This is a genomic window from Ignavibacteriota bacterium (assembly GCA_016212665.1).
Classification (GTDB): domain Bacteria; phylum Bacteroidota; class Ignavibacteria; order UBA10030; family SZUA-254; genus FW602-bin19.
The window spans coordinates 187,353-204,420 of sequence record JACREZ010000016.1 but is presented as its reverse complement, the minus strand read 5'-3'; the positions used below and the strand labels follow the sequence as shown (position 1 = coordinate 204,420).

Below are 17,068 nucleotides of genomic sequence, written 5' to 3'. Positions count from 1 at the left end.
GTGTCAGAAGAATTACAAAACGAGAACAAAACTCTCTGGACAAAAGGATTACAGAAGCGATTCAAAAAGCGGCTCGTCGTCAACGATGTCAGTGTTGATGTAAAACAGGGCGAAGTCGTCGGGTTGCTGGGACCGAACGGAGCCGGAAAAACCACGACATTTTATATGATTGTCGGAATGATTCGTCCGACGGAAGGGAAAGTGTTTCTTGGTGAAGAGGAAATTTCCCGCAAGGCAATGTACAAACGCGCCCGCATGGGCATTGGTTATCTGCCGCAGGAAGCATCCATCTTCCGGAAACTTACAGTGCGACAAAACATCATGGCAATTCTTGAAATGATGAGCATGAGCCGCAAACGCCGCGAGGAACGGTGCGACCAGTTGCTGGAAGAATTTGGCATCAGCCATCTTGCAAAAAGTAAGGGCTACATGCTTTCCGGCGGCGAACGCCGACGAACGGAAATCGCACGCACGCTTGCCACCGAACCGAAATTCATTCTGCTCGATGAACCCTTTGCCGGCATTGACCCGATTGCTGTCGAAGAAATCATGCGCATTGTGCATGATTTGAAAAACCGCGGCATTGGCGTCCTCGTCACCGACCACAACGTGCACGAAACACTTTCCATCACCGACCGCTCATATCTTTTGTTTGAAGGAAGGATTCTCATGTCCGGCAGTGCAGAACTACTTGCTAACGACCCGGAAGCGAGACGGTTGTATCTTGGAGAAAAATTTAAGTTAGACAGGTATGAGTAGTTGACGGTTGACAGTTTTCTGTTTACAGTTGGACATCAATGCGCTAAGTACAGAGAACAGAGTACTAATGACTAATGACCAATGACTATTGACTCTACGAGCCGTAGGCAAATGACAATTTACAAAACACTGAAATACAGAAAGAGAAATATTCATGGAAAAGAAAAATTTGAACCCCGAAAGCCTGATGATGTCGTATGGATACAAGCCATCCTTATCTGAAGGCGCAATTAAATGTCCCATCTTTCAAACATCAACATTTGTTTTCAAATCTGCGGAGGAAGGTAAGGCGTTTTTTGAAGTCGCCTACGGTTTGCGCGAGAAAGGTGCCACTGAAGAACTCGGACTGATTTACAGCCGCATCAATAATCCCGACCTTGAAATTTTAGAAAACCGTCTCTCACTCTGGGATAGCGCGGAAGATTGCGCCGTCTTTGAAAGCGGCATGGCGGCGATTACAACTGTCCTCTTGGAGTTCCTCTATCCCGGCGATTTACTCTTGTACAGTTGTCCCTTGTACGGAGGAACTGACCACTTCATCAAAAAAGTGTTGGTGAAATACGGAATCGAATCGGTGGAGTTTTATGCGGGAGAATCAAAAGAAACGATCATCAACAGAGTGAAGGCGACAGGCAAGGCGAACAAACTCGCGTTCATCTATGTGGAAACACCGGCAAATCCAACCAACGCTCTTATTGACTTTGAACTGTGCAGAGAAATTGCTGATGAATTTTCAACCACAGAAAAGAAATGTTATGTCGCTGTTGATAACACGTACTTAGGTCCGTTGTACCAACATCCGCTGAAACACGGAGTGGATATTGTTCTCTACTCAGCCACGAAATACATCGGCGGACACAGCGATGTGATTGCAGGCGCGGCTCTCGGTTCTGCGCCGCTTATCCTTCGTGTTCGCGTTCTCCGAACATTCCTTGGAAACATGGCAGGACCGTGGACAGGCTGGCTGTTGCTTCGCAGTCTTGAAACATTGAAGGTGCGAATGGAACAACAAATGAACAACGCACAAAAAGTTGCTGAGTTTCTTGTTCATCATCCCAAAGTTGAAAAAGTCTATTACTTAGGATTGTTGAAAGAAACTGACCCGCAATATGCAATCTACAAAAAGCAATGTCTCTCCCCCGGCGCGATGATTTCCTTTGATATCAAAGGCGGAGAGAAAGAAGCGTTTACATTTCTGAACAATTTGAAATTGATTAAACTTGCCGTCAGTCTCGGAAGCACGGAATCCCTCGCCGAGCATCCTGCGACCATGACACACATTGATGTCGAACCGGAAGAAAAAAAGATGCTCTCGATTTCCGAGAAACTTGTTCGTCTCTCTGTCGGCGTAGAAAATGCGGAAGATTTGATTTGGGATATTGGGCAGGCACTGGAGAAGGTTTAAGCATTGACAAGTGTAGAATGAGCCAATGAATTATTTTTTAATAATGATTATGGAATCCCTTTAAAATAAGAAGTTTAAGTTGCAATACCACTAATACGAAACCTTGCCACTGTTCAATTTATCAAACTGAAATAATTCAGTGGTTATTCTTTGTGTTAATCTTGTGAATGGCTATATTTCAAACAGTCATTCAGGCTATAACTGTCTCCCTTTTAATATAGAAACCTCATTCAGATTATTTTTTATACAACATTTTCCAGATTTGGAACATAACGTTCAACATATTGTCAACGCTTTTACTGATATCGGATATACCCGCAATTTGATCAAAAAAGATTGTGAGTTTACGGATTTTTTTTCTCAAAATGCTTTATTAAGAAAAATACATCTTGGTATTTATGGTCAAGAACCATTGAATTACCGTTCCGCTTGCTTTGGTATCCATTTTTCAGATAACGCTACTGACACAGAGTCAGTTGCGAAAAATTTTCGCTCTTTCGGAGCTACCCAATATTTTATTATCATAAATGGGCAAACCGAGCGGTGGGTAAATGCTGAAAGAGCCCCTGTCTTTATTGAACGTTTTCCAACTGATAATTTAGTAAAGTTAATTAAAGAGCATAGAAAGACGTGGAATCCGGACGCACTGATTCGATATAAACTCGGACTTGGAAACTTAAAGCCGATTCCTCAACAATATGATTTTATTGATTTAGGCTTACTCCAAGCCTTAGAGCATGAAGCATCGGGGAAAATAGATACGCTTATCAAACGCGTTCTTAATATAATTGTAAACCATCAAAAACTCTCCAAAACAAAAATTCCTGATAGAGGGATTTTTGATCTTATCTTCAAGTTACTTACGGCAAAACTCTTGAAAGATAGCAAGATAGTACCTAATCTTGATATTGATTTTTCACAGCCTCGTGAAACACTGAAATCCGTTCAGGATTATTACAACGATAAATTTAATACTCTCTCTCTAAACATACCTTCATCATTATTGAAAGATATCTCAACCGAGATTGGTGATAGTTTTTCTTTTAGAAATTTGTCAGTTGATTCGCTCACGTATGTTTATGAAAATACTCTCGTAACTTCCGAAGCACGAAAAGAGCTTGGCATACATAGTACGCCACCCTACCTTGCTGACTACATTTTAGGGCAAATTCCCTTTGAGGATATACCGCGTGCGAAATGGAATGTGGGAGATATTATGTGTGGCCATAGTATCTTCTTAATTGCCGCTATGAGAAGAATGAGAGGATTATTGCCAAGAGACTGGAGTGGAAAACAAAGGCACAAATTTTTCATTGAACACCTTATTGGAAACGACAAAGATGAATTTGCAACGCAAGTTGCAAGAATGTGCCTAACATTAGCAGATTTCCCTGAATCAAATGGTTGGAATATTCAATGCCAGGATGTATTCGAAAATAATAATCTTGAGAAATTGGTATCGAATATTTCGATACTTGTTGGGAACCCTCCTTTTGAGGTACAAAAGGAATCCGGTCATAATGTTCCCAAACCTGCTCTTTTGTTACGTAGAGTGTTTCCCAAATTATCCAAAGGAAGTTTTATAGGTCTAGTATTACCACGCTCATTCCTTGATGGCTCTGATTATCGAAAAGAACGCGAAAGTATTCTAAATGGTTTTGAAATCATTTCTATTACAACGTTACCCGATAAAATATTCAAACATGCGGATTCAGAGACGGCAGTTGTGGTTGCCAAACGAACCGAAAAGCAGAGAATAATAACAACTGTTTATCGCGAAGTCCGCGATCAAAATAGAAAGGATTTTGAAAAAAATTATCAAACGACTTGGGAGGAGACAGTACCATCCATATACTTTACACAACAAATGAAGGGACAACTTGTCGTTCCATTTCTAAAGGAAATTTGGGATAATCTACAGTGGCTCCCAACCCTCAGTAGTATTGCTGATATAAAAATAGGTGTACAATACGAACCTAGAATTGTTGATGGGAAAATTAATAATTATATAAAACAGAAGCCTTTTGAAAATTCATCACCGGCTATTGTTAATGTAACAAATAAATTCTTTCAATTCTTCTGTCAGGATACAGTTTATATGGCGACAGAGAAAGAACTTCGCCGTTATCGAGCACTTGGTGCATGGGAGCTTGACTGGAAAAAACCAAAGGTGGTTATCCCCGCAGGAAGAATGTCCCGCCACGCATGGCGTTATGCTGCTATTATTGATAACGAGAGTAGAATAATTTCAAGAGATTTTTATGCTGTCTGGCCAAAAAATGACCAGATAAATGTCGAAATACTAGCTGCATTGTTAAACTCACCTTTAGCTCAAGCTTTCATATATGGTTTCAGTTCACAGCGCGGTATTCCTAAGCGAGCGTATTCCGGTATACCAATTCCCCAGATTCATAACATTCAACTCAATACTATTTCTTCTTTAGTGTCAGAATATATTAACGTTCCATCGGATTTAATTAACGACGCAAAGGATATATTATTACAAATTGACGCAGAGGTTCTAAAATTGTATGCTCTTCCCCCACGTTTAGAAAGAAAACTATTAGATATTTTTTGGGGAAGACAACGCCCCGTTCCTTTTGAATTCAAAGGTTATTACCCTCCAGAATTCAAATCATGGATCCCACTTCACATTTATCTTTCTCGGCAATATCAAGAAAGTACACCCAAGAAAATCTTTGAACGACTTCCAAATATAGACAAAAGATTAATCAAGCATTTGAAAACTGTGGACATTGAAGGTTAATGCGCGACTACTTAATAGATACAAACATTATTCCTTGTTATCTTGAGATGAAAAACGGTTGTATTTCACCCGAATGTTTGAAACTTCAAAGCAAAATAAAAGGACTTCAAACTTCTTCAAAAATTTTCCTATCTGTTATTACTAAAGGGGAAATAGAATATGGTCTAAACATCTCACCAACTCCTAACGCAGAACAACATCAACTTATAAGATATACAGTTAATCAATTCCCTATCTTAGATATTAATCCTTATGTCACCGAAACATATGGTATTCTTCGAGGAAGACTTTTTGATAAATATGCACCTAAAGATAAAAAGGGGAAATCTAAAAAGAACAGAGTTGAAGAATGGATTAACCCTACAACTTCTAAAGAATTGCAGGTACAAGAAAACGACGTTTGGCTTTGCGCTGTAGCCATGACATATAATCTAATTTTCGTCACTCACGACAAAATGAATCCACTAAAAGACATAGCAGGAAATGATATTACATTTGAGGATTGGTTAACATAAACCATCATTCATACCTCAACGACTCAATCGGGTCAAGGTTCGATGCTTTCCACGCGGGATAGACCCCAAACGTAATTCCAATAACTGAGCAGGCGACAAAACCAATTGCAACCCAGTTCCACGGAATAATGGGAGGTACTTCAAGTTGAACTGCAAGAATATTTCCAAGCACTACACCAAGAACAATTCCGATAATACCTCCGATTTCACTCAACATGATTGCTTCAAGAATAAACTGCGTCAGGATGTTGCTCTTCCGCGCGCCAATCGCCTTCCGGATGCCGATTTCTCTCGTTCGTTCTGTTACGGAAACGAGCATGATGTTCATGATGCCGATACCTGCGGCAAGAAGCGCAATCGCACTGATAAGTAAAATTCCAAGCCGTACATATTTTGTCATCTCGGAGAACTGTGCAATCATTGAATCATTCGAGAAGATTTCGAAATCATCATCATCGCCCGGGTCAACTTTGCGGGCGGCGCGTAAAATACCCCGCACCTGCTCAACACAATCATCGAATGTTTCCACACTTGTTGACTGCACCATGATATTTACGTTGCGGTCTTTGCCGTACTTCTGAAAAAACGCAGTAAGCGGAATAATAAGAAAATTATCCTGATTCCCACCGAGCATTCCTCCTTTTTCTTCAATCGTACCGATGACCTCATACTGTTCGCCATCAATTTGAATCTTCTGATTGATTGCGTTGCCGTGCGGAAATAATTTTCTCACAACCTCCATCCCAAGAATGGCAACACTTTTCGCCGACGCATATTCTTCACTCGTGTACATGCGTCCTTCGCCGATAAGCCAATTGTTCGTCGTCATTCCATCAAGGTCTTCACCGGCAACGCCGACATTGGGATTTGTCTTTGTCCCTTCCGGGCTTTTCACAATCTTTCTGCCTGACCATACTTCCAGTCCGACAACATTTGCCAATGATGCATTTTCTTTCACGCGTAATCCCTCTTCATACGAAATGTTACGTCTGTTGCGGTACTTGACTCGTTCACGCGGTCCGCCATGCCCGAATGCGGGATATTTCTGAACCTGAAATGTGTGAGCGCCAAGTTGCGTCATCCCGTTTTCGATTGAATTCACCAGCACGCCCATCGCTGTCATAACGCCGATAATAGAAAAAACACCGACAGCGATCCCCAGCAACGTGAGAAACGAACGAAGTTTGTTCGTCTTGATGGCGACTAACGCCATGACGAGGCTTTCTTTGATGCTGAGAAATATTGATTCTAAGGAGTGATGCATATAGTACAGTTAAAAGTTAAAAATGAAAAGTTAAAATTTCTTCAAATGATTTCAGTTAAAATTGTGTTCAGACACTTTTAACTTTTCACTGATAACTTTTAACTCTGCGTTATTCATAACGCAGGGATTCAATCGGGTCAAGGTTCGATGCCTTCCACGCAGGATAGACGCCGAATACAATCCCGATGAGTGAGCAAATACCAAATCCGATTGCCGCCCAATCCCACGGAATAACCGGAGGAACTTCCATCATGATTGCGGCAACATTTCCTCCGACAACTCCGAGAATAATTCCGAGCAATCCCCCGAGTTCACTCAGGACAATCGCCTCCAGAATAAACTGCGTGAGAATGTTACTCTTTCGTGCACCGATTGCTTTCCGAATTCCGATTTCCCGTGTCCGTTCCGTTACTGAAACGAGCATAATATTCATCACACCGACGCCGGCGGCAAGCAAAGCAATCGCGCTGATGATGAGAATTCCCATCCGAACATATTTCGTGACGTTGTTGAACTCACGGATTTGAGAATCATTCGACCAGATGTCGAAATCATCTTCCGCTCCGGGAGGTACGCCGCGCGACGCCCGGAGAATTCCCCGTACTTGTTCGATGCAATCATCGTATGTCTCTTTACTCGTTGATTGCACCATGATATTGACCGAGCGGTCTTTTCCGTATTCGGAAAAAAATGTCGTAATCGGGATGACGATAATATTTCCGCCGCCGCCGAACGCCTGTCCCTTCGGTTGAAACACGCCAATCACCTGATAATTTTGTCCATCAACACGAACGGATTTCCCGACCGCATCAACTTTCGGAAATACTTTTTTGACAATTTCGTCACCAAGAATAATAACAGGTCTTGCGCTGTTCACTTCATCCTGTGTAAACGCGCGACCTTCACCCACAATCCAGTTGTTTGTCGAAATGCCTTCAACATTTTCACCATACAACAAACTGTTCGGATTCGTCTTCGCGAAATCCGACACAACTACTCGCCCGAAGTTGAACGATTCCAAACCGACTAATTTTGCAAGCGGGGTTTGTTCCTGCACTCGCTGTCCTTGTTCAAAGGTAATGTTCTTTCGATTTCTGAATTTTGAACGGTCACGCGCATGTCCGCCTCCGCCAAAGCGCGGGTTCTTTTGTACTTGAAATGTATTTACTCCCAAATCGTTCATCCCGCTCTCGATGCTGTTCACCAATACTCCCATCGCCGTCATCACGGAAATAATCGAGAACACACCGACTGTTATTCCCAGCAACGTCAACGAAGACCGAAGTTTGTTCGTCCGGATGGCAACAAGCGCCATCACAAGACTTTCTTTTACTTCGAGGAAAAATGTGTGGAGAGAGCGATTCATACTGATAGTTAAAAGTTAAAAATGAAAAGTTAAAATTTCTTCAAATGATTTCAGTTAAAATGTGTTCAAACACTTTTAACTTTTAACTGATAACTTTTAACTCCGTTACTCATAACGGAGCGATTCAATCGGGTCAAGGTTCGATGCCTTCCATGCAGGATACACGCCAAAGACAATTCCTACAACAGAACAACTGAGAAACCCGATTGCCACCCAATCATACGGAACGACGGGAGGAATTCCCATCGAAAACGCAAGTATGTTTCCGGCAAGGACTCCCACAACAATTCCGACCACGCCGCCAAACTCACTGAGTAAGACCGCTTCGAGAACAAACTGTGTGAGGATATTACTCTTCTTCGCTCCGATTGCTTTGCGGATTCCGATTTCCCTCGTTCGCTCGGTAACAGAGACCAGCATGATGTTCATGATGCCAACCCCGGCGGCAAGAAGCGCAATTGCGCTCACCAGCATTATTCCGAGACGAACATACTTTGTCAAATCATTGAATTGCTGAATCATCGAATCGTTCGACCAGAAATAAAAATCATCATCAGCGCCGGGAGTTACATGACGCGCGGCGCGCAAAATGCCGCGTGTTTGTTCCATGCAATCGTCATACGACTCTGCATCTCTCGATTGTACTTTGATTTGAATCGTCTCGTTTTTTCCGTAGATGTCAAAATACGTCGTGATAGGAATGACAGCAAAGTTGTCCCCGTTTCCACCGAGCATGTTTCCTCTCGGCTGAACAACGCCGACAACTTCAAACTCATGCCCGTCAATTCTGACTTTTTCTCCGATGGGATTCACTCGTGGAAAAATTTTCTTCACAACATCTATCCCAAGCACGACCACTCGTTTTCCCGACTCAAGTTCGCTTTGCGTATATAATCTTCCATCTCCAATCGTCCAACTGTTTGCAGTAAATCCTTCGATGTCTCGCCCTGAAAGAGAAATGTTCGGATTCGTTTTCAGTCCGCTCGGTGATTGAATAATCTTTCCCCAATCAGAACAAAACATACCGACAAGTTTTGCAAGCGAAGCATCTTCTTTGACTCGCAGTGCCTGTTCGTACGTAATGTCTCTTCTGTTCCGGAGACTCGCCTGTTCTTTCGCACTTCCTGTTTGGAACATCGGGTACTTCTGAACCTGAAATGTGTTCACTCCGAGCGCGCTCATCTCCCCCTGAATGCTGTTCAACAAAACGCCCATCGCAGTCATCACGCCAATAATGGAAAACACTCCAACCGCAATTCCAAGCAGCGTCAGGATTGAACGCAACTTGTTCGTGCGAATAGCATTCAGAGCCATGAAGAAACTTTCCTTCAGGTTAAGTATGATGGTTTCGACTGAGTGATACACGTGAGTTTAAAGTTAAAAATGAAAAGTGAAAAGTTATTTCTTTTTTGATGTTCTTACAATAGCACCAAGAATTTTCTTCACTTCTTCAATCTCTTGAATAATATCCGACATACGTTTTGCCGGAAGAAGTTCAGAGTCACGAATGAGTCTGAGCCAGTAATGAGTTTCTCGTGCTTCCTTTAAGGCAGTGTTCATCTTGTATGTAAAATCATCTTTACTGAACGCACCTGTCGCTTCTTCTACGTTTGCTCCGATGGAGGTTCCAGAACGCATCACTTGCTTTGCAAGTATATTCCCCTCGCGTGTTGTTGGAATACTTTTGCAGAGTTTGATTATCCGCAAAGAAAAATCATACGTTCTCTCTTGTATCCCTTCTTTTTGATTTGTCATAAAAGACCTCATGAATTATTTTTAACTTTTAATTTTGAACTTTGAACTTTTTATTCGTAGCGTAAAGCGTCAACAGGATCCATTTTCGCCGCTTTGTACGCGGGCAAAAAACCGGAAATAACACCGACAAGAAGTGAAACAAACAACGCAAGAAACACAACCGATAATGGCATCGCAGTCGGGAGAATTTGGTCGGCAAGTAGGCTGAGCGGATACGCAATCATCAATCCGATGATACCGCCAATCAAACAAATAATTGCCGACTCGACTAAGAATTGAAAAAGAATCGTTCTTCTCCGTGCGCCAATCGCCTTCCGGATTCCGATTTCTTTCGTTCGTTCCGTTACCGAAACGAACATGATATTCATAATTCCGATGCCACCAACAAAGAGGGACAATCCGGTAATGAAAAATCCAACTCCGGCAATAACTCCGGTAATCGTTCCGAACACCTGCATAAGAAGTTCCTGCTCGTTGATGTTAAAGTCATCTTCCTGCACAGGAGTAAGGCGACGGGCTTTTCTCATAATACCGCGCAATTCTTCTTTTGCATCCTCAGTATCTGCCTCTTTGGCGACTTTCACATTCAGTGTTACATCATGGTGCGAGCCAAAATGGTCCATGAAAGATTTGATGGGAATGTAAATTCTATTGTCTGAAGTGAACTCCCCAAACATTCCGCCCTGCTTTTCAAACACGGCAACGACTTTGTAAGGATAGCCGGCAACTTTGATGGTCTGACCAATCGGGTCAACGGCGGGAAACAACGTCTCCGAAACGTTCGCACCGATTGCGCACACAGGTCGTCCGCCGTCCGATTCATCTTCGTTGAAAAATCTTCCGTCCATGATGGTTGTCCCCGATGCTTGTTGATACGCATCGGTGGTTCCTGTCACCCAGCAACCAATCATTGAGCGCGTTCCGTAGGTCGCATCTTTCGAAGTCGTAACATCGGGCGCGACAGCATCAATGAGGGTTGCATGTCGTTCAATATAGGTTGACATTTCCGGCTTCAGTTCTTTCCTATTCCGGTATTTCCACCAATCATCTCCGCCAACCCAGGGGAATTTCTGAATGTAGAGAACCTTTGAGCCAAACGCCGACGCGCTGTTTTCAAACGCGCGGTTCACTCCTTCGATCGCCGTTGCCATCAACGTCACCGAAACAATTCCAATGATGATGCCAAGCGTTGTCAGAACGGAACGCATTTTATTTGCGCGGATTGCCCTGAATGCAATCACTAATCCTTCTTTTACTTCAAACCAAAAGTGCATGGGAGTTTACGCTAATGTCGGACTAAGTAGTTTTCTGTTCGCAACAGTCTCATCACTTGCAATGACGCCGTCGCGAATACGGATAATACGATGTGCGTGTTCAGCGATGTATTCTTCATGCGTTACAAGAATGATCGTGTTTCCCTGAGCGTGAAGTTCTTCAAACAATATCATAATTTCATCACCGGTTTTTGAATCGAGGTTTCCCGTCGGTTCATCAGCCAGCAGAATAGAAGGCTTGTTCACGAGCGCGCGGGCAATTGCAACGCGTTGACGTTGTCCGCCCGAAAGTTCATTCGGCTTGTGGTGAACACGGTCGCCAAGTCCGACTTGCTCCAGCGCTTCATGTGCCATTTTCTTTCTCAGCGACGAAGAGACGCCGCCATAGATAAGGGGCAGTTCAACATTGTGCAACGAATCGGAGCGGGCAAGAAGGTTGAACGTCTGAAACACAAAACCGATTTCTTTATTACGAACGCGTGCAAGTGAATTATCATTCATCTCGCTCACATTCACTCCGTTGAATTCATACAGTCCTGATGATGGCGTATCAAGACAACCGATGATGTTCATCAGTGTTGACTTCCCGGAGCCCGACGGTCCCATAATTGCGACATATTCGTTTTTATGAATTGCAAGTGAGACACCGCGAAGCGCTTGCACCTGTTCCGCTCCGCCCATATCATAACTTTTCTTAATCTGCTGAAGATTAATGACAACCGAATTATTCATTGATGTTTTCTTTTCTCTTTTTAGTTTGAAGCCGTCGTTTCAGGTTTCTTCTTCTTTTCGTTTTCGACTTTTACTTTTGTTCCCTCTTCCAATTCACGGTTGATGGCTTTGTAACTGCCGGAAACAACTTCACGTCCTTCCTTCAGACCCGCCACAATTTCCGTGTAAGAATCATCAGCGATGCCCCGTTTCACTTCTACCATTTTCACCTCGCCGTTCTCAACAACAAACACAACTTCTTTGGGCTTCTCTGTTTTCTGTTTGATTTTTGAGTCGTTCGCCGCCATCTCGTCGCTCTCATTCGATTCCTGCGGTCCGCCATCCTTCCCCTTATCTTTATTGGGTGAACGAGTCGTGACGCTCTGAACCGGAACACAAATAACATCTTGTTTCGTCTCTGTCTCGATTGTTGCCGTCATAGACATACCGGGGCGGAGAATGACATCTTTATCAAGTATCCGGATCCTCACCTCGAAGTTTGTCACTTCCTGTTGAGTTCCGAGCCCGGAAGTCTTTGCCGAGTTTCCGATTTCGTACACAACGCCGGTCAGTTTTCGTTCCTGAAACGCGTCAACTTCCACACGTGCCGTATCGCCGACGGAAATCAACACAATATCATTCTCACCGACATCAACACGGGCTTCCATCCGCGAAAGGTCGGCAACCGTCATCACGGTCGTTCCCTGAAACTGACTCGTTCCAAGAACACGCTCTCCAAGTTCCACCTTCAACTGACTGACTGTTCCTTCCATCGGAGAATAAATAGTCGTCTTCGATAAACTTTCCGTCGCACGTTTCACTTCCGCTTCTGCTTGTTCGTATTGCGCTCTGGAAACTTCGAGCGTTGTGTTCACCTGTTCTAACTCTGCGCTCGAAATCAAACCCTTGTTAAACAATTCCTGCGCACGTTTGTAGTCAGTCTGGCTTTTCGTCAAACTTGCTCTTGCAGATGACAAGCCTGAAGATGCCTGGTCCCGCATCGCAGCATAAATATCCGGTTTAATTTTCATGAGAAGGTCGCCGCGTTGAACACGATTTCCTTCTTTCACCGGTAGTGCTATAATTTCTCCGCTTACTTCCGGCGTGATGATGACCTGAATCTCAGGATAAATTTTTCCTGTTGCTGTTACTGACTGTGTTATTGTCCGGTGCTGTACTTTTTCCGTTTGAATTGTTACAACATTTTCCTTCTTCGTTCCAAGGAGAACAAAGAGCGCGAGTCCAATCAACACTACGCCCATGATGGAGAAGATGATGATTTTTTTCTTTGATTTTTTTCCGTTTGCCATAATGCTACCTTTTGTAAATTCCGTTATTGACTAATCGTTCCGAGTGCAAATTCCACTTGCTTTTTCGAGAGTAAATATCCGATGACCGCATTGACCTTGTTGCTCAAGGCGTTTGTATAGTTTGCCTGCGCAATAAGAACATCAAGTAATGTTCCTGCGCCTAAATTATATTTTTCCTGTGCAATTTTATGGTCCATCTCCGCCGATTCAACACTTGTCTTTGTTACCACCGCTTGCTTTTGAGCCGCTTCCAAATCGAGCAATGCTTTCCTCAACTCCACTTGTATTTGTCGTTTGGTTTGATTGAGTTGCTCTTCTGCATTTCGTTTTCCGACTTGCGCCTGTTCAATGCGCGATGTTGTTTGAAATCCGTTGAAAAGGCTGTAGTTCAACGAAAGTCCGAAACGGAGTGAATTGTTATCAAACAATTTGCTCAGTTCACTACTGCTGTACCCGTAACTTGCACTTGCAGAAACCGTTGGATAGTTGCTTGCTTTTGCCGATGTAACTCCTGCTTCTGAGGCATTGAATGAATAGACCGCAGAAAGATAATCCGGGCGGTTTGTGATTGCTTGTTTGAGAAGGTTATCGAAGTTTGAGTACTTCGCGTTGACTTCCTGAAATTCGTTGGCATCAACATCCGTTGCTATGCCTGCAAAATCTACAGTATATTCCGTTGGATTATCCACAGCGAGATATGCAAGAAGGTCAGCCTTCGTATTGTCAAAATCATTTTGTGATTGAATCACAGCGAGTTCATCGCTTCCGACCTGCACGCGCTGACGATAGACATCTGCCAACGCCACCGAACCGACTTTATTCGCTTCGGAAATGCGCGTCAGTTGCTGTTGACTTCGCTTCAGATTGTCCTCACTCACTTTTAATAATTGATATTTTCGGAAGACATCTAAAAAGAGTAAGTGCGTCCGGTAAATAGCATTTTTCTCTGATTGATTCAAATCCTGAAGCGACGCGCCTTCCTGTTGTTCTGCCAGTTCGATGCCTGATGTGTTTGCAAAGCCATCGAACAACGTCACGTTCGCGCCAACTCCGGTCGAGTATTGTGAGTTAGTTTGAACATCAGACGATGTTCCGAGTTGAATGCCGTTGTAAAATGTTGATTTCGTCCGGCTCGTCGAGTAATCGCCGCTGATGCCGACGGTAGGAAAAAGATTGCCGTATGCCGCTTGGACTGCGCTGCGTTTTGCATCGAGTGTATTGCGCGCCTGCACCACAACGGTATTTCGTTCGGTGACAAGTTTGACGGCTTTGTCGAGCGTGAGTGTTGTTTGCGCAGTGACAACGCTTGCCGCCAATGCAACGAACAACAACAATAGCACGATTCGATTCATGCGTAAGTTCTCCTGTAATAAGAAGTTAGGGTAATGTTTCATAAAGTAAGCACCTTGTTTAACGGAATAGTGGAAAAAAAAGTTACAAGAAAAACAGGGTATTTTTTGATGGAGGTTTTGAAGTTTTGTATTCACTTAGACTTCTAACTCAATCATCCTGTTTCATCTGATTAAAAATACTCGTCATGCTGAGGTCGACTATAGATTGTCATTGTTATTCAAATTGATGACATTGTAATGTTTTAAAAATGTGTTTTAAATTTATTGCTGAACGACGAAATAGTTACTAAGCGTTTATTCATTTGTTGTTATCGTTCCCCGGTTTCACATTTCATTTTCGATTCTTTTACTCGTTCGATTTCACTGATTTACATCTTTACAATTTCAAACCTTAGTAACATTGGAAAAAAAAGAATTTTTACCTTATTCCCTTCTTTCCCATTTCAGTGTTCTCTGATAGTGCTTCATAAATGTATCATACTCCTCCATAAAAGAAGTTTTTCTATGATGTTCTCGTTGATTGAGAATATATTTGCAAACTTTATCAACATCAGATTTAGAAACAGAAAAGGCAGAACACGATTGTTGCCAATCAAATCTTCCCTGAGATAATTTATTGTCATTAATAAACTTTGTAGAACTGTCAGCAATGATAGTAACGAAAGCTTCTTCCGACAAATGAGGAGAACGGGAAACAAGAAAATGCACGTGTTCGGGATTTGCATAAATACTATAAAGTTTCGATTCATTATTCTGGATAATTCCCGTTACGTATTTCTCAATTCTCTCCCGATGAAACTCCAGAATCATTGGCTGTCGGTTTTTTGTTATTAGTATGAAGTGTGTGTAAAGGTTATAATATTCTACTTTCATAGCGCTGTGCTTTACAAGGTAATAAGGTATTTATTCATTTGTCGTAATGGTTACTAAGGTTTTCAAGTTGACCGTTTGTAAATCATTTTAAATTCTGTCCGCTTTTCATCAAATTATTCCAAGTCCGATAAATCAGACTCGGACAAAATCAATCCCGTTTTATGGGAATCGAAATCAGACCTTTTGTGGAGATGTCATTAGTAACAACAGCGAAGTCGAAGTATGTAACGTTTATATTGTAGAATTCGAACGTTGATACTCTTCAATAATTTTATCTTTCACCGAAAGAAGAAACGCCAACGCCGGGTCATGTTCGTTCGGAATATGTCCATCAAGAATCGCTTCTTCAATCGCTTCTTTCAAATCGCCAACTAACCTGCTCGGACCGATACCGCACACCTGCATGATTTCTTCCCCTCGAACCGGCGGTTGCCAATTCCGGATTTTATCCTTCTCCTCCACCTCCTTCATTTTCTGAATGACGACATCATAATTCTGAAGAAACTTTGCTACCCGCTGAGGATTTTGCGAGGTTATGTCTGCGCGGCAGAGTAGCATTAAATCGTCAACCGCATCTCCGGCATCAAACATCAGACGGCGAACCGCAGAGTCTGTAACTTCTTCACTCACCAACACCATCGGGCGAAGATGGAGACGGACTAACGTTTCAACGTAGGCGAGATGTTCCATCGGAAATTTCATCCGGCGAAATATGGATTTCATCATCCGCGCCCCGATTTCTTCATGACCATGAAACGTCCATCCTATGCCATCCTTAAATGCTTTCGTTCGGGGCTTGGCGATGTCGTGTGCAAGCGCGGCAAATCTCAGCCACACATTTTCTGTCGTCTCGCTGATGTTATCAATCACTTTCATTGTGTGAAGGAAAACATCTTTGTGGTGAAAATCTTTTCTCTGCTCGATGCCGACCATGTCGTCAAGTTCCGGCATGAGGTATTTCGAGAGTCCGGTTTTTTGAAATAACTTCAATCCGACGGATGGTTTCGGCGATGCGAGTATTTTGAAGAACTCATCGCTCACTCGCTCCTTGGAAACAATGGCAATCCGTTCCGCCATATTTCGGACGGCATTCAGCGTCGTCGCTTCAATGAAAAAATCCAATTGTGAAGCAAAACGCAACGCTCTCATCATCCGGAGCGGGTCATCGTCAAACGTTCGCTCGGGGTCAAGAGGCGTTTTGATGATTTTGTTTTCCAAATCAGTCTGCCCATCGAACGGGTCGAGCACTTCTCCGAATTTCTCTCTGTTGATGGAAGCCGCAAGCGCATTGATGGTAAAATCACGACGCGATAAATCGCTTTCAAGCGAAGCGGGTTTTACAACAGGTTTGCGTGAATCCTTCGAGTAACTTTCTTCCCGCGCGGCGACAAACTCAATTTTCCCTGATTCAAGCGGAAGCATTGCCGTTCCGAACTTCTCAAACACGATAACATTCTTCGTTCCGAATCGTTCTGCAACTTGGCGTGCAAAATTCACGCCGTCACCGACGACAACGATGTCAATATCCTGCACTTCTTTGCCGAGTAGTTTATCGCGCACGTACCCGCCGACAACATACGTTTTGACATTTAATTCATCCGCAATCTTCCCGATGCGGAGAAGCGTTTCATTTGTAATTTTTATTGATTCTACTTTCATGCAAAAGAACAATTAAACTGATTGATGACTCAACCGCATCACCGTAAACGGTGACGCT

The 17,068-nt window shown here is 43.0% G+C and carries 14 protein-coding genes; 4 read left to right on the top strand and 10 right to left on the bottom strand.

The window, feature by feature from the left end:
* From lptB to HY960_05645, 4 genes are all read left to right on the top strand, one after another.
* Window positions 1–759, top strand: a complete 759-nt coding sequence (gene lptB, locus HY960_05660) for an LPS export ABC transporter ATP-binding protein (protein ID MBI5215220.1) — start codon at window positions 1–3, stop codon at window positions 757–759.
* A 154-nt stretch (window positions 760–913) separates the two neighbouring features.
* Window positions 914–2,164, top strand: a complete 1,251-nt coding sequence (locus tag HY960_05655; GenBank protein MBI5215219.1) for a cystathionine gamma-synthase family protein — start codon at window positions 914–916, stop codon at window positions 2,162–2,164.
* 163 nt (window positions 2,165–2,327) lie between these two features.
* A complete protein-coding gene (locus tag HY960_05650; GenBank protein ID MBI5215218.1) occupies window positions 2,328–4,931 on the top strand; it encodes an N-6 DNA methylase in 2,604 nt (867 codons plus the stop codon).
* Entirely contained in the window at window positions 4,931–5,446 is a 516-nt protein-coding gene (locus tag HY960_05645; GenBank protein MBI5215217.1) for a hypothetical protein, read from the top strand. The genes HY960_05650 and HY960_05645 overlap by 1 nt, the downstream gene beginning before the upstream one ends.
* A 4-nt stretch (window positions 5,447–5,450) precedes the next feature.
* Here HY960_05645 and HY960_05640 read toward each other — a convergent pair whose 3' ends face one another.
* From HY960_05640 to HY960_05595, 10 genes are all read right to left on the bottom strand, one after another.
* Window positions 5,451–6,710, bottom strand: coding sequence for an ABC transporter permease (locus tag HY960_05640; GenBank protein ID MBI5215216.1), 1,260 nt, complete (start codon window positions 6,708–6,710; stop codon window positions 5,451–5,453).
* Window positions 6,711–6,819: 109 nt separating this feature from the next.
* A complete protein-coding gene (locus HY960_05635; GenBank protein MBI5215215.1) occupies window positions 6,820–8,076 on the bottom strand; it encodes an ABC transporter permease in 1,257 nt (418 codons plus the stop codon).
* Window positions 8,077–8,181: 105 nt separating this feature from the next.
* A complete protein-coding gene (locus HY960_05630; GenBank protein ID MBI5215214.1) occupies window positions 8,182–9,390 on the bottom strand; it encodes an ABC transporter permease in 1,209 nt (402 codons plus the stop codon).
* Between the two features lie 84 nt (window positions 9,391–9,474).
* Window positions 9,475–9,831: a four helix bundle protein gene (locus HY960_05625; GenBank protein MBI5215213.1), complete on the bottom strand. Its 357-nt coding sequence runs from the start codon at window positions 9,829–9,831 to the stop codon at window positions 9,475–9,477.
* A gap of 50 nt (window positions 9,832–9,881) precedes the next feature.
* Window positions 9,882–11,105 (bottom strand): ABC transporter permease, encoded by a 1,224-nt coding sequence (locus HY960_05620; GenBank protein ID MBI5215212.1) that lies wholly within the window; start codon window positions 11,103–11,105, stop codon window positions 9,882–9,884.
* Between the two features lie 6 nt (window positions 11,106–11,111).
* Window positions 11,112–11,837 carry an ABC transporter ATP-binding protein gene (locus HY960_05615; protein ID MBI5215211.1) on the bottom strand — a complete coding sequence of 242 codons (726 nt, stop codon included), beginning with the start codon at window positions 11,835–11,837 and terminating at the stop codon, window positions 11,112–11,114.
* 20 nt (window positions 11,838–11,857) lie between these two features.
* On the bottom strand, window positions 11,858–13,126 hold the full coding sequence (locus HY960_05610; protein ID MBI5215210.1) for an efflux RND transporter periplasmic adaptor subunit: 1,269 nt from the start codon (window positions 13,124–13,126) through the stop codon (window positions 11,858–11,860).
* Window positions 13,127–13,149: 23 nt separating this feature from the next.
* On the bottom strand, window positions 13,150–14,520 hold the full coding sequence (locus HY960_05605; protein MBI5215209.1) for a TolC family protein: 1,371 nt from the start codon (window positions 14,518–14,520) through the stop codon (window positions 13,150–13,152).
* Between the two features lie 381 nt (window positions 14,521–14,901).
* Window positions 14,902–15,351, bottom strand: a complete 450-nt coding sequence (gene tnpA / locus HY960_05600; protein ID MBI5215208.1) for an IS200/IS605 family transposase — start codon at window positions 15,349–15,351, stop codon at window positions 14,902–14,904.
* Between the two features lie 231 nt (window positions 15,352–15,582).
* Window positions 15,583–17,010, bottom strand: a complete 1,428-nt coding sequence (locus tag HY960_05595; protein MBI5215207.1) for an HD domain-containing protein — start codon at window positions 17,008–17,010, stop codon at window positions 15,583–15,585.
* Between the last annotated feature and the right edge of the window lie 58 nt (window positions 17,011–17,068).

What these genes read in the sequence shown, in the direction of transcription:
- HY960_05655 (MBI5215219.1), top strand. Translation starts at nt 914, where the DNA reads ATGGAAAAGAAAAATTTGAACCCCGAAAGCCTGATGATGTCGTATGGA.
- HY960_05645 (MBI5215217.1), top strand. Translation starts at nt 4,931, where the DNA reads ATGCGCGACTACTTAATAGATACAAACATTATTCCTTGTTATCTTGAG.
- HY960_05640 (MBI5215216.1), bottom strand. Translation starts at nt 6,710, where the DNA reads ATGCATCACTCCTTAGAATCAATATTTCTCAGCATCAAAGAAAGCCTC.
- HY960_05635 (MBI5215215.1), bottom strand. Translation starts at nt 8,076, where the DNA reads ATGAATCGCTCTCTCCACACATTTTTCCTCGAAGTAAAAGAAAGTCTT.
- HY960_05630 (MBI5215214.1), bottom strand. Translation starts at nt 9,390, where the DNA reads ATGGCTCTGAATGCTATTCGCACGAACAAGTTGCGTTCAATCCTGACG.
- HY960_05625 (MBI5215213.1), bottom strand. Translation starts at nt 9,831, where the DNA reads ATGACAAATCAAAAAGAAGGGATACAAGAGAGAACGTATGATTTTTCT.
- HY960_05620 (MBI5215212.1), bottom strand. Translation starts at nt 11,105, where the DNA reads ATGCACTTTTGGTTTGAAGTAAAAGAAGGATTAGTGATTGCATTCAGG.
- HY960_05615 (MBI5215211.1), bottom strand. Translation starts at nt 11,837, where the DNA reads ATGAATAATTCGGTTGTCATTAATCTTCAGCAGATTAAGAAAAGTTAT.
- HY960_05610 (MBI5215210.1), bottom strand. Translation starts at nt 13,126, where the DNA reads ATGGCAAACGGAAAAAAATCAAAGAAAAAAATCATCATCTTCTCCATC.
- HY960_05605 (MBI5215209.1), bottom strand. Translation starts at nt 14,520, where the DNA reads ATGAAACATTACCCTAACTTCTTATTACAGGAGAACTTACGCATGAAT.
- tnpA (MBI5215208.1), bottom strand. Translation starts at nt 15,351, where the DNA reads ATGAAAGTAGAATATTATAACCTTTACACACACTTCATACTAATAACA.
- HY960_05595 (MBI5215207.1), bottom strand. Translation starts at nt 17,010, where the DNA reads ATGAAAGTAGAATCAATAAAAATTACAAATGAAACGCTTCTCCGCATC.